At 55.7% G+C, this 12,383-nt stretch carries 13 protein-coding genes and 1 pseudogene; 7 read left to right on the top strand and 7 right to left on the bottom strand.

Translation table 11 applies throughout. The annotated features are described in order from the left end of the window. Positions 1-19: 19 nt before the first annotated feature. The gene (fabG, locus tag HRU87_RS03890) at positions 20-754 is read right to left on the bottom strand and encodes a 3-oxoacyl-ACP reductase FabG (protein ID WP_173493625.1); all 735 of its coding nucleotides are present in this window, start codon (positions 752-754) and stop codon (positions 20-22) included. A 62-nt stretch (positions 755-816) separates the two neighbouring features. Between fabG and HRU87_RS03885 the strand changes: the two genes are divergently transcribed. The 3 genes from HRU87_RS03885 (at position 817) to HRU87_RS03875 (ending at position 2,672) form a co-directional block, all read left to right on the top strand. Then, a complete protein-coding gene (locus HRU87_RS03885) occupies positions 817-1,110 on the top strand; it encodes a DUF3099 domain-containing protein (protein ID WP_173493624.1) in 294 nt (97 codons plus the stop codon). 167 nt (positions 1,111-1,277) lie between these two features. Next, positions 1,278-2,087, top strand: coding sequence for an SURF1 family cytochrome oxidase biogenesis protein (locus HRU87_RS03880; RefSeq protein WP_484463051.1), 810 nt, complete (start codon positions 1,278-1,280; stop codon positions 2,085-2,087). Positions 2,088-2,117: 30 nt separating this feature from the next. Continuing rightward, positions 2,118-2,672: a biotin transporter BioY gene (locus tag HRU87_RS03875; protein WP_173493622.1), complete on the top strand. Its 555-nt coding sequence runs from the start codon at positions 2,118-2,120 to the stop codon at positions 2,670-2,672. A 47-nt stretch (positions 2,673-2,719) separates the two neighbouring features. Here the strand turns inward: HRU87_RS03875 and HRU87_RS03870 are convergent, their stop codons facing one another. Genes HRU87_RS03870 through sufD form a run of 4 tightly spaced genes read right to left on the bottom strand, consistent with a single transcriptional unit; the run spans position 2,720 to position 5,128 of the window. Then, positions 2,720-3,052 carry a metal-sulfur cluster assembly factor gene (locus HRU87_RS03870; protein ID WP_173493621.1) on the bottom strand — a complete coding sequence of 111 codons (333 nt, stop codon included), beginning with the start codon at positions 3,050-3,052 and terminating at the stop codon, positions 2,720-2,722. Beyond that, a complete protein-coding gene (gene sufC / locus HRU87_RS03865; RefSeq protein WP_173493620.1) occupies positions 3,049-3,807 on the bottom strand; it encodes a Fe-S cluster assembly ATPase SufC in 759 nt (252 codons plus the stop codon). The genes HRU87_RS03870 and sufC overlap by 4 nt, the downstream gene beginning before the upstream one ends. Before the next feature lie 20 nt (positions 3,808-3,827). Continuing rightward, positions 3,828-4,139 carry a non-heme iron oxygenase ferredoxin subunit gene (locus HRU87_RS03860; RefSeq protein WP_173493619.1) on the bottom strand — a complete coding sequence of 104 codons (312 nt, stop codon included), beginning with the start codon at positions 4,137-4,139 and terminating at the stop codon, positions 3,828-3,830. Further along, positions 4,139-5,128: a Fe-S cluster assembly protein SufD gene (gene sufD, locus HRU87_RS03855; RefSeq protein WP_425483688.1), complete on the bottom strand. Its 990-nt coding sequence runs from the start codon at positions 5,126-5,128 to the stop codon at positions 4,139-4,141. The genes HRU87_RS03860 and sufD overlap by 1 nt, the downstream gene beginning before the upstream one ends. Positions 5,129-5,194: 66 nt before the next feature. Between sufD and HRU87_RS07225 the strand changes: the two are divergent. Next, positions 5,195-5,302: pseudogene (locus HRU87_RS07225) on the top strand (hypothetical protein); the annotation flags it as partial. On the opposite strand, the gene sufB reads toward HRU87_RS07225, so the two are convergent. Further along, positions 5,299-6,717: a Fe-S cluster assembly protein SufB gene (sufB, locus tag HRU87_RS03850; protein WP_173493617.1), complete on the bottom strand. Its 1,419-nt coding sequence runs from the start codon at positions 6,715-6,717 to the stop codon at positions 5,299-5,301. The pseudogene HRU87_RS07225 and the gene sufB overlap by 4 nt on opposite strands. 178 nt (positions 6,718-6,895) lie before the next feature. Between sufB and HRU87_RS07150 the strand changes: the two genes are divergently transcribed. Continuing rightward, entirely contained in the window at positions 6,896-7,948 is a 1,053-nt protein-coding gene (locus tag HRU87_RS07150) for a COX15/CtaA family protein (RefSeq protein WP_425483687.1), read from the top strand. Then, positions 7,945-9,288, top strand: coding sequence for a cryptochrome/photolyase family protein (locus HRU87_RS03840; protein ID WP_173493616.1), 1,344 nt, complete (start codon positions 7,945-7,947; stop codon positions 9,286-9,288). The genes HRU87_RS07150 and HRU87_RS03840 overlap by 4 nt, the downstream gene beginning before the upstream one ends. On the opposite strand, the gene HRU87_RS03835 is transcribed toward HRU87_RS03840, so the two are convergent. Continuing rightward, positions 9,285-10,196: a heme o synthase gene (locus tag HRU87_RS03835; RefSeq protein WP_173493615.1), complete on the bottom strand. Its 912-nt coding sequence runs from the start codon at positions 10,194-10,196 to the stop codon at positions 9,285-9,287. The two genes, HRU87_RS03840 and HRU87_RS03835, sit on opposite strands and share 4 nt — an antisense overlap. A gap of 124 nt (positions 10,197-10,320) precedes the next feature. Here HRU87_RS03835 and tkt point away from each other — a divergent pair, with 124 nt between their 5' ends. Next, the gene (gene tkt / locus HRU87_RS03830; protein ID WP_173494255.1) at positions 10,321-12,378 is read left to right on the top strand and encodes a transketolase; all 2,058 of its coding nucleotides are present in this window, start codon (positions 10,321-10,323) and stop codon (positions 12,376-12,378) included. Positions 12,379-12,383 lie beyond the last annotated feature (5 nt).

Below are 12,383 nucleotides of genomic sequence, written 5' to 3'. Positions count from 1 at the left end.
TTATGGAAAAAGTTACTACCTAGTGGCCCATTCCTAGGCCACCGTCAACCGGAATTACCGCACCTGAGATGTAGGCAGCCTCATCCGAGGCTAGCCAGCGAACCACCTTTGCAACTTCACTCGGGGCAGCAAAGCGGCCGGCTGGAATCTTTGCCCGGTAGCTTGCCTGCAGCTCTTCGGTTAGCTCAGCTGTCATGTCGGTGTCAATAAAACCCGGGGCGACGACGTTTGCCGTGATGTTTCGACCACCGAGCTCGCGAGTGACCGAGCGCGCCATGCCAACCAGTGCACTCTTAGTTGCGGCGTAGTTAACCTGGCCTGCGCTTCCGAGAAGCCCAACTACTGAGCCAATGAGAATTACTCGGCCGAATTTAGCCTTGATCATTCCCTTGGTGACCCGCCTGAGTACTCTGAAAACCCCGGAGAGGTTGGTGTTGACCACGCTCTCAAATTCCTCGTCGGTCATGCGCATCAGCAGGGTGTCTTTGGTGATCCCCGCGTTTGCAACTAAGACCTCAATTGGCCCCAGTTCAGACTCAACCTGGGCCAGAGCGGCATCCAGCGATTCACCGTCTGTGACATCCGCACGGACGGTGAGCGACCCCTGAGGGCCGCTTCCGCTTCTTGCGGTGACCGCAACCTTGTAACCAGAGGCTACAAATTCTTCAGCTATGGCGAATCCAATGCCGCGGTTTCCACCTGTAACAAGTACGGTTCTTGGATTCTCCAACTTTGCTCCTTGCGGGAATACCATTGAGGTTTGCGCGTTATGAATACCAAAGCCTAGCAATGGCAATCAGAAAGAGGCGAAGACACATGGCCAAACGGCAGAGTGCCACCTCGCTCGACATTTCCCCGGATGATGAGCGCAAGATCAGAATGCGCAAATACACCATCGCCATGAGCGTGAGGATGGTTTGCATCGTGGCTGGAGTGTTCACCACCGGCATTCTGATGTGGATCTTCTTCGCCCTGGCTATCTTCCTGCCCTACTTCGCCGTTGTTCTAGCAAATGCCCAGGGTGGAACTCCGAGCCAGAAATCAACGGAAATCACCGCCCCCAAACTTTCTATTTCCCAAAGTCAAATTCGCATCGTGGACGATGAATAAGTGTTCGCGAGCCGGTTGCGCTGAGAGTGCTACGCACCTAATCAGCTGGAGAAATCCAAAGATCCACCCCGAGAGCAGAACGAAGTCTTGGGGGGCTTGTGATGAGCACCGATCTTTTCTGGTTGACTATCTAACGACCCGAGGGTTCTTTTTGGGAGTTGTAGAGATTGAATAGCGCAAATTTCAGGCGATGGGCCCCGTGGGTGGTCCTCGTAACTGTGTTTGCCCTGGTCACCACTCTGTTGAGCTGGTGGCAGTTTTCTAGGCGCGAAGAGCGCGTAGCCAAGATCGAACTAGTGATGCAAAATTACGACGCCCCCGCCTTATTAATCGAACAGCTTGGCTGGGAGTTTGACAGCTCGGGCAACCCGGTAGCCGAATGGAGAAGGGCCAAAATCTCCGGAGGCTACATCGAAGATTCTGTCCTGCTGGTGAGAAATCGTCCGCTTTCTGGTTCCCCAGGCTTCCTGCAGCTGGCGCTGTTTGAGAGCGTTCAGGGCGAAGTGTTCGTGATTGAGCGGGGTTGGCTGCCCGCCGGGTCTGAAATTACCGAGCCGGTTTCCAATCCCAAGCCCAGCTCCTTGGTAACGGAAATCGAAGTGAGGCTTCGGGCTGGTGAGGCAGACCTGAACCGCGGAGCTGTGGCTGGGCAGCTGGCCTCAATTGACCTGGGTGAAATAGCCGACCTAAATACCAACCTGGATCTGGAAACCAGGTTCTACGGTCGCCTCGTCACCGAGTCTCCCCCGAGCGAGGCTCTACCGATTCCCATGCCGAAACCTTCACTTGATGAGGGTAACCATCTCTCCTACGCACTGCAGTGGCTGCTGTTTGGAATCATGGCATTCGCGGCTCTGTTTTGGACCTACCGCAACGAGCTTCGGATTAGGGAAGAGGAGCAGGGTCTGCGAGCACCAAAGACTAGGCGGCAAACCCAGGCGGATGATGACGCGGTGTTTGAGGATGCAAACCAATAGAATTTCATGACTTACTCAGAAGGAAAATGAATGACTATTGCAGCCACCCTCGCTGACCGGCTTGTTCCGCGCTCTTTGATCAACAACTTCGCCCTGGTGATGGCCGGGGCTAGCCTGACAGCCGTAGCAGCGCAGATTCAGATTCCAATGATTCCGGTGCCAATGACGCTGCAAACCTTTGCCGTTTTGCTCGTGGGCGCCACTTTGGGTGCAGGTCGCGGAGCCCTGTCAATGGCGACTTACCTTGCCATGGGAGCTGCGGGACTGCCAGTGTTTGCAGCGGCAAAGACCCTCTCCGGAGTTCTACCAACCGCTGGTTACCTGATTGGCTTTGTGGTGGCCGGTGCCCTGGTGGGTTTTGCGGCTAATCGCGGATTGACCAAGAGCCCTTGGAAACTAGCCTTGGTGTTTGCAGGTGCCTCCATCGTCATTTACGCGCTCGGAGTATCAGGGCTAATGATTTCCCTTGGCCTAACTCTCCCCCAGGCCATTGTCGGCGGAGTCCTGCCATTTGTGTTTGGTGATGTCATCAAAGCGATTGCCGCGGCCGCTCTGCTGCCGCTGGCCTGGAAGCTGATTAGATAAGTTCAGCTAAAGATAAAACCCCAGGGCCTTAGGCCCTGGGGTTTCTTTTAGATTGAGAATCCGATTGCCCGCATCATTTCGCGGCCATCTTCGGTGATTCGCTCAGGACCCCAGGGTGGCATCCACACCCAGTTGATTCGGAAAGCCTCCACTACCCCATCAAGGGCGTCGGCGGTTTGCTCCTCGATTACGTCGGTCAGCGGACAGCCGGCCGATGTCAGGGTCATGTTGATCAGCAAAGCCCCGTCATCGGACTCTTGAAGCCCATACACCAAGCCCAGGTCGACTATGTTGACACCAATCTCCGGGTCAATGATGTTCTTCATCGCGTCAATGACGCGATCAAACTGCTCGGCGCTCAGGTCCTTGGGCTCACTCATACATTGGCTTTCAAGAAGCGGTCGTAACCCTCGGCCTCCAGGCGCTCTGCCAGCTCTGGCCCGCCCTGCTCAGCAACCTTGCCGGCCACAAAGACGTGGACGAAGTCTGGCTGGATATAACGCAAGATTCGGGTGTAGTGAGTAATTAGCAGGACGCCGAGGTCGGTGTTGGTCTTTGCCCGGTTTACGCCCTCGGAGACGATTTTTAGAGCGTCAACGTCTAGGCCCGAGTCGGTCTCGTCCAAAATTGCGATCTTGGGTTTGAGCAGCTCCAGCTGGAGGATCTCGTGGCGCTTTTTCTCGCCACCGGAGAAACCCTCGTTGACGTTGCGCTCGGTGAAGTCTGGGTCCATGCGCAGGTTGTTCATGGCGGTCTTCAGGTCACCAACCCACTGGCGAAGCGCTGGAGCCTCGCCGCTTAGCGCGGTCTTGGCAGTTCTCAGGAAGTTTGAAACTGATACTCCAGGAACCTCAACCGGATACTGCATGGCAAGGAACAAACCTGCGCGAGCTCGCTCGTCAACGCTCATCTCCAGAACGTTCTCACCATCGAGCAGAATCTCACCGTCGGTGACCTCATACTTGGGGTGACCGGCTACGGAGTAGGCCAGGGTTGACTTTCCAGAACCGTTGGGACCCATAACAGCGTGGGTCTCCCCCGACTGGATGGTTAGGTCAACACCGCGCAGAATCTGCTTGGCGCCCTGCTCGGTTGCAACTGATACGTGGAGGTTTTTGATTTCAAGTTTTGACATGGGGATTCCTTTGGTAAGTCTTACGCTTCGATTTCTAGAAATATGTCGCCGTTTTCGATGAGCACTTCGTAAACAGCTACCGGCTCATAGGCTGGGAGGCTAAGCGGGTGGCCCGTCACCAAGTCAAACTTGGCGCCGTGTGCCCAGCACTCGATGGTCTTGTCATCCACAAAGCCTTCGGAGAGCGAGATCTCTCCGTGCGAGCACTTGTCGTTGATGGCTCGAACCTCACCGCTTGGTGTGCGGACGATGGCGATGGCTTCCTCGCCGACCCTGACTCGCAAGGATTTTCCGGGCTTAATGTCTTCCAGTGCGCAAATTCTGAGGGCCATTAGGCACCAACCTTCTCTAGTTCAGCCTCGATGATCTTCACTAGACGCTCTTCGATGGCTGGGATTTCGATCTTCTGAATCACCTCGGAGAGGAAGCCGCGGACCACCAATTTCTTGGCTGCGGTCTCGTTGATGCCGCGAGCCTGCAGGTAAAACAGCTGCTCGTCATCGAAACGACCTGAGGCGCTGGCGTGACCCGCACCTTCGATCTTTCCAGTTTCGATCTCAAGGTTTGGCACTGAATCAGCTCTGGCGCCATCGGTTAGCAGCAGGTTGCGGTTGAGCTCATAGGTGCTGGTGCCAGTTGCGCTCTCACGAATTAGAACGTCTCCAACCCATACGGTGTGAGCACCCCTGCCCTGCAGCGCACCTTTGTAAGCAACGTTCGACACGCAGTTCTCGGCGATGTGATCGACAAAGGGTCTGTGCTCAAAGAAGTTACCGGTGTCTGCCAGGTAAACGCCATACATGTTGACTTCGGCCCCCGGGCTGGAAAGCTCAACCGAAGGAGTAACCCGGACTAGGTCTCCACCAAAAGACACCACGGTGTGCTTCAAGCTGGAGTCTCTACCCAGCTTGGCAAAGTGAGCGGAGATGTGGCTTGAACCGGCCTCCCACTCCTGGATGGTGACCAGGTTTAACTGGGCCTGGGCATCTAGAACCAGCTCAACGTTCTCGCCGAGGACTCCGACACCAACGTGGTCCAATACGATCGTGGCGCGGGCGTGGTGCCCAACCCGGATCACCAGGTGAAGCGCCTTAGCTTCAGGGCCTTCGCCACGAATCGTGATGAAAGAGGGTTCTGCGCACTCTAGTTCAGCAGGAACCTCAATCAAAAGAGTCTTTGAGGCATTGGTCCAGGCTGCTGCTGCAACACGGTCCTCCGGCAGGCCTCCAGTTCCTACGGCTGCGTCCGTTGAATCAACCCACCTGGCCGAAATACCTTCGGCAAGGTTCAACTCAACGCCAGATTCAGACTGCTCCCCCATGACCAAATCGCCTAGGCCACGCAGTTTTTCCGCGGGCAGGTAGCGCCAGATTTCGTCAAGCTTGGAAACTTCCGCGAAATCACTAACGGATGTGGAGCGCTGGCGCTCACTTCGGGTTTGGATTGGGATGTTTCCGCCGTGCGAGTGCTCTTTAATTCCGTGCTGCGCCATTAACCCACAGCCCCTTCCATCTGCATTTCAATGAGCTTGTTTAGCTCAAGGGCATACTCCATAGGGAGCTCCTTGGCAATTGGCTCAATGAATCCTCGAACAATCATGGCCATGGCCTCGTCTTCCGGCATGCCTCGGGACTGCAGGTAAAACAGCTGCTCGGCCGAGATTTGCGAAACGGTTGCTTCGTGGCCCATGGACACATCATCCTCGCGAATGTCGTTGGCTGGGTAGGTGTCTGAGCGCGAAATTGTGTCGACCAAAAGCGCATCGCAGCGAACCGTGTTCGCTGAGTGGTGTGCTCCCGGGTTTACTCGGATTTCGCCGCGGTATGAGGTGCGGCCTCCGCCACGCGCAATTGACTTGGAGACAATCGAGCTGGTGGTGTGCGGGGCAAGGTGAATCATCTTTGCGCCGGCATCCTGGTGCTGACCCTCTCCCGCGAATGCGACCGATAGGGTTTCGCCGCGCGCGTACTCGCCAGCCAGAATCACCGAGGGGTACTTCATGGTGACCTTGGAACCGATGTTTCCGTCGATCCACTCCATGGTGGCTCCCTCATGAGCGATTGCGCGCTTGGTTACCAGGTTGTAAACGTTGTTCGACCAGTTCTGAATAGTTGTGTAGCGAACTCGCGCATTTTTCTTCACGATGATCTCCACCACCGCGGAGTGCAGCGAATCCGACTGGTAAATCGGCGCGGTGCAACCCTCGATGTAGTGCACGTAAGAATCCTCGTCCGCAATGATCAGAGTTCTCTCGAACTGACCCATGTTCTCGGTGTTGATGCGGAAGTAGGCCTGCAGCGGAATCTCAACCTTTACTCCCTTGGGCACGTAAACAAATGATCCACCTGACCAGACGGCCGTGTTTAGGGCGGCGAACTTGTTGTCTCCGGCAGGAATAACGGTTCCGAAGTACTCCTGGAAAATCTCAGGGTGCTCCCGCAGGGCAGTGTCGGTGTCTAGGAAGATAACTCCCTGCTCCTCAAGGTCCTCGCGAATCTGGTGGTAAACCACCTCGGATTCATACTGTGCTGCCACACCGGCAACTAGGCGCTGGCGTTCAGCCTCGGGAATCCCCAGACGCTCATAGGTCTGGCGAATGTCGTCCGGTAGGTCTTCCCAGCTCTGGGCCTGGCGCTCGGTTGAGCGAACAAAGTACTTGATGTTGTCAAAATCGATGCCGCTTAGGTCTGAGCCCCAGGATGGCATTGGCTTCTTTAGGAAGAAGTCGTAGCCCTTCAGGCGACGATCGAGCATCCACTGCGGCTCGTCCTTCTTGCCCGAGATGTCTTTTACGACGTCCTCATTGATGCCGCGCTTGGCGGCGGCCCCGGCATCGTCCTTGTCGGACCACCCAAACTCGTAGTTTCCCAGCTCATCTAGCTCTGGTCGGTCAATGATTTTCTCTGACATGTTCCTCCTGCGACAAACAATTCAACCCAGCCGGTTAGTTGGTATTCCCTCACCCAAAAGCGATGGGAGAATTGTGCTTGGCCAGCACAGGCTATCAGCAGGTGCTTGCTGGCAACTGATTAGGTTTACCTAAGTTGGAGTGAAATTGCGGCTTCTAAAGTCCCTTTGGTTCGATGTCCTGACCGGCAACAAGCGGGTCAGGCTCTACGTTTGGCTTTCGCTGGTCACTCAAATTCTTATTGTGGTCACCGGCGGGGCCGTTCGCCTGACCGCGTCCGGACTGGGATGCCCCACCTGGCCAAAATGCACCGAGGAATCTCTGGTAACCACAGCGGAGATGGGGTTCCACGGCATCATTGAATTTGGCAATCGGCTGCTGACATTTGTGCTTCTGGTTATCGCACTTCTCACCTATGCCACTTTGGTTCGCCTGCACCCGGCCAAAGACCGATTGATTTTCCCAACCTTTAGCTTCTTTGGCTTCACGATTCTGCTTGTTGTGGGGCTTGGGCTGCAGGCGACACTCGGCTTTGGTTTGATCACCAACTCAGTCCTTGCAATTTCAGCCGCCGGAATGCTGCTCAGTGCCTTACGTATCGTGGTCACCGCCCGGGCGGTCGAATTGGGCGGGCTGGTAACCCCAGCGTTTCTGCTGGGTCTTGGCATCATTGCCCAGGCCGTTGTGGGAGGTATCACGGTGCTAACCGGTCTCAACTCCTGGATTGTTGGACTGCACTTCGTGATCTCAACGGTTCTGATTGGCATCGCTGCCCTGCTGGTGTGGCGGGCCTTGCCAAAACCTCTCGGCGAGATCGCATCCATTAACCGTTGGCTAGCGATTCCAACGCTCGCTGTTGGCTTTGTAACCATTTTGATGGGAGTCGTGGTGACGGGGGCAGGGCCACACGCCGGAAACATTGATACGCCTCGAAACGGCTTGGATCTCGAAGTTTGGCAGCACTATCACGCTTGGCCCGGCTACGTGCTGCTCGCACTTCTCTTGGCGCAACTTGCCTCACAGTGGTTGGTATCTCGGTCTCTTTGGCGGGATCTTGCCACTCGAATTTTGCTTCTAACAGTCCTTTTCAGCATTGCGCAGGCACTTATTGGAGTTGCGCAGGCGAGGATGGGAGTGCCGGCGCTTTTGGTTGGCATACACATGTTTGGTGCCGCAAGCCTCAGTGCTCTTCTAACCTTCCAGCTTTTGAGCGCTAGAAGAATTAATCGATGACCAGCGTTTACTGGTTCCGCAGGGATCTGAGAACACAGGACAGTGAGGCCCTGAACCGAGCTGTTGAGCTCGCCGGTCAGGATCAGCTGGCAGCAGTATTTTCCTTCCCAGCGGATTTTGATTCTCTCTCTCCGATTCGCCAGCACTCACTCCTCGAATCCGTCAAATCCCTTCGCCAAACCCTTGGCGGGTCTCTCAGCATCCGGCTGGGTGGTGCTGAGGCAAACGTGGTGGAGTTTGCCCGCAGCGTTGGTGCTAGTCGAGTAATCGCCACAAGGGGTTTTGACACAACTTCGATGTTGGAACAGTCGGCGGTGGCTGAGAAATTGTTTGAGGCTGGCATCGCACTCGAATTGGTCGGAAGCAATTACGTGGTCCCCCCTGGAACGATCAGAAAAGATGACGGAACAGCGGTTAGGGTCTACACGCCGTTTTTCAAAAGGTGGTTGATGCAGCCTCACCCTAGGCCCTTGCAACTGGATGTGACTGCCGTGAACTGGCTGGCAGGTGATGGAGATCTTCCTAAGCCCCAGGGCCCTGCACCTTTTCAGATTCGAGCCTCAGAGGCATTTGCGCTTAGCACTCTCGAGCGATTTGTCAATCGAGCCCTTTCCGGATACGACACTGGGAGAGACCGGACCGACCTCTCGGGAACCTCACACCTTTCCCATGCTCTTGCTCACGGTGAAATTCATCCCAGAACGATTCTTGCTCGCATCGGGTCTGGCCCCGGAACCGAAGTCTTTCGCAAGGAAATAGCCTGGCGAGAGTTCTATGCCGACGTGCTTTTCAACAACCCCCACACTCTCACCGATTACTACGAACCGCGCTTTGCGAACCTGCGATACGACTCTCCTGAGGCCAATGCCGGGCTTCAGGCTTGGTATGAGGGGCGAACGGGTTACCCAATTGTTGATGCAGCGATGCGCCAACTTGCAACGACGGGCTGGATGCACAACCGGGCCCGAATGATTGTTGCAAGTTTCCTGGTGAAGGATCTGCACATCGAGTGGCAGGTTGGAGCAAGCTGGTTCGAGCGCTGGCTTACTGATTTTGATCCCGCCTCAAATGCTCACGGATGGCAGTGGACTGCGGGTTGCGGAACAGACGCCTCCCCCTATTTCAGAGTGTTCAACCCCGTGCTTCAGGGTATGAAATTTGACCCCGAGGGAAATTACGTCAGAAAGTACATTCCGGAGCTTGCGCACATTCCGGGAGCCGCGGTCCACGAGCCATGGAAGCTTATTGACGGTCTTTCGCAAGGCTACCCTGCACCGATTCTGGATCACTCCAGAGAGCGTGATGAAGCTCTAGCCCGTTTGGCCGAGATCAAACGCTAGAGGTGAATTAGCGGATCCACCGCGATGGCCAAAAACAGCAGGGTCAGGTGGGTGATTGACAAGTGGAAAAGTTTCATCGGATTCTTCGGGATTGAGGTTCTAGCCTCGGCGTAAAGCCTGTGTGACTCGATAGCGAACCAAAGCCCGGAGATCACCGCCACAACAATGTAAATGAGGCCCATCGAGGCAATTGGAATCAAAAGCAGAGAAGCTGCGAAATACGCCCAGGCGTAAAGAATGATTTGGCGGCCTACGATCTCATTTTTAGCCACCACCGGGAGCATCGGAACTCCGGCATCACGGTAGTCCTCGAGATAGCGCATCGAGAGGGGCCAGTAGTGAGGCGGGGTCCAGAGAAAAACAATCAAGAAAAGCACCCACGCAGCAGCCGAAACCTCGTTGGTCACGGCTGCCCATCCGATTAGCGCCGGCATAGCGCCAGCTGCCCCACCCCACACTATGTTTTGGGGCGTGCGGCGCTTCAGGCCGAGCGTGTAAACAAAAACGTAGAACAGGATTGCCGCAACCGATAGCGCGGCGCTTAGCCAGTTGATGAGTAGGCCAAACCAGAGGGTGCTGATAATCGCCAGCGCCCAGGCAAAGCGGTATGCCTCAGTTTGGGTGAGTTCTCCGGTGACAAGTGGTCGGTTTTTAGTTCGCCCCATCACCTTGTCGATGTCTGAGTCGATGTAGCAGTTGAAGGCATTGGCGCTTCCCGCCGAGAGTGAACCGCCAATCAAAGTTGCAAATATCAGCCAAAGCGATGGGATGCCATTGGCAGCCAGGATCATGGTGGGGACAGTGGCGATCAGCAGCAGTTCGATAACCCGCGGTTTGGTTAGCGCAAAGTAAGCCCTGAGCTTTGAACCAAAGCTTGGATTTGCGGGGATTTTGGTATCTGATGCCATTTCTTGGTTAAGTGTAATCGGCGGGGGTGAAAACCCCAATTCGTTGTAGACTTTCCCCAATTCGCGTAGGCACCGCCGCCACGTCAATCCCCCTAAAAACGATTAAGAATTGGGCATTTACCTCATGTTGGAATGGAACGAGATTGATGATCTGGCGGTAAAAACCGCCAAAGTTTTGGCTGCGGACGCGGTCGAAAAAGTTGGCAATGGCCACCCCGGCACTGCAATTTCCCTTGCGCCAGCGGCCTACCTGCTGTTCCAAAAGGTAATGCGCCACGATCCTAAAGATGATCGTTGGCTCGGTCGAGACCGCTTCATTCTCTCAGCGGGGCACTCCTCGTTGACCATTTACAACCAGCTCTACCTGGGTGGTTTTGGGCTCGAACTTGAGGATCTGAAGGCACTGAGGACCTGGGGCTCGCTGACTCCGGGTCACCCAGAGTTTGGACACACCAAGGGTGTGGAAATTACCACTGGCCCACTGGGGCAGGGTTTGGCTTCGGCTACCGGCTTTGCCATGTCCGCTCGTTTTGAGCGTGAAATGCTTGACCCAGAGGCGAAGCAGGGTGAGTCTGTTTTTGACCACTTTGTATACGTCATCGCTGGCGATGGCGATGTTCAAGAGGGCGTCAGCGGAGAATCTGCGTCACTGGCTGGGCACCTGGGGTTGGGCAACCTAGTAGTCATTTACGATGCGAATCAAATCTCCATCGAGGACGACACTGACATTTCCTTCACCGAGGATGTGGCAGCGCGTTACCGCGCCTACGGCTGGCAGACTCTAGAGGTGAACTGGCGCGCGGGCGGCGAGTACAAAGAAGACGTTGCCGCTCTGCACCAAGCCATTGAGGCAGCCAAAGCCAACACGGATCAGCCCACGCTAATCACCTTGAGAACCATAATTGGGTGGCCTTCACCTTCGAAGCAAAACACCGGAAAAATTCACGGCTCAAAGCTCGGCGCTGAGGAACTAGCCGGTCTCAAAGTTGCACTGGGCTTTGACCCCGAGACCAGCTTTGCGGTGTCTGACGAGGTAATCTCTCACACCCGCCAGCTAGTGGAGCGCGGAGCACAGGCTAGAAGTGCTTGGGACCAGCGTTTCAGTGCTTGGCAGGCCGCTAACCCGGAGCAGGCTGAACTCCTAAAGCGCCTCCAAGAAGGTGTTCTCCCGGAGAACTTGCAGAGCGCCCTGCCTGAATTTGAATCCGGCACCGAAATCGCAACTCGTGCAGCCAGCGGCAAGGTCATCAATGCCATAGCTAAGGTCATGCCCGAGCTTTGGGGTGGCTCTGCAGACCTTGCCGAGTCGAATAACACCACCATCGAGGGTGGCGGATCCTTTGTTCCAGCAAAGTGGCAGGTTGCCCACTGGACTCCAACCAAGGCCGGCAGGATATTGCACTTTGGTGTTCGTGAACACGCGATGGGAGCAATCCTCAATGGCATCACCCTCTCCGGAAATACCCGGGTTTTCGGCGGAACCTTCCTTGTCTTCTCGGACTACATGCGACCTGCGGTTCGGCTAGCAGCGTTGATGGGCGTCCCGGCGATTTACGTCTGGACTCACGATTCAATTGCCCTGGGTGAGGATGGCCCAACTCACCAGCCGATTGAGCACCTGAACGCTCTTCGGGCTATCCCAAACCTTTCTGTCGTCAGGCCAGCGGATGCGAACGAAACCGCCTATGCCTGGCTTGAGGTGCTAAAGCGCAAGAGTGGACCCAGTGGAATTGTTTTGACCCGTCAGAACCTCCCGGTATTCGACCGCTCAGTCTTCGCCCCAGCCTCCGAAGTTGCTAAGGGTGCCTACGTGCTGAAGGCCGGGTCGAAAGCGACCCCGGATGTGATTTTGATTGCAACCGGCAGTGAGGTCTCACTGGCTGTTTCAGCGAGCGAATCTTTAGAGGCGGCTGGAATTGCTGCCCGCGTGGTTTCAGCTCCCTGCCTGGAGTGGTTTGCCGAGCAGTCCGCTGAGTACCGTGAGAGCGTCCTCCCATCGAACGTGAAGGCCAGGGTCTCCGTTGAGGCCGGGCTTACCTCGGGCTGGCGTCAGTACGTTGGCGATGCCGGAGTCTCCATCGGTATTGACCACTATGGAGCAAGCGCAGACTACGCAACGCTCTACCGCGAATTTGGAATCACCACCGACGCAATTGTTGCGGCCGCAAAGAATCTGATCTAGGAGTA

The sequence above is a fragment of the Aquiluna borgnonia genome, from assembly GCF_013283855.1.
Taxonomy (GTDB): Bacteria; Actinomycetota; Actinomycetes; order Actinomycetales; family Microbacteriaceae; genus Aquiluna; species Aquiluna borgnonia.
This window is presented reverse-complemented; position numbering and strand designations above follow the sequence as displayed.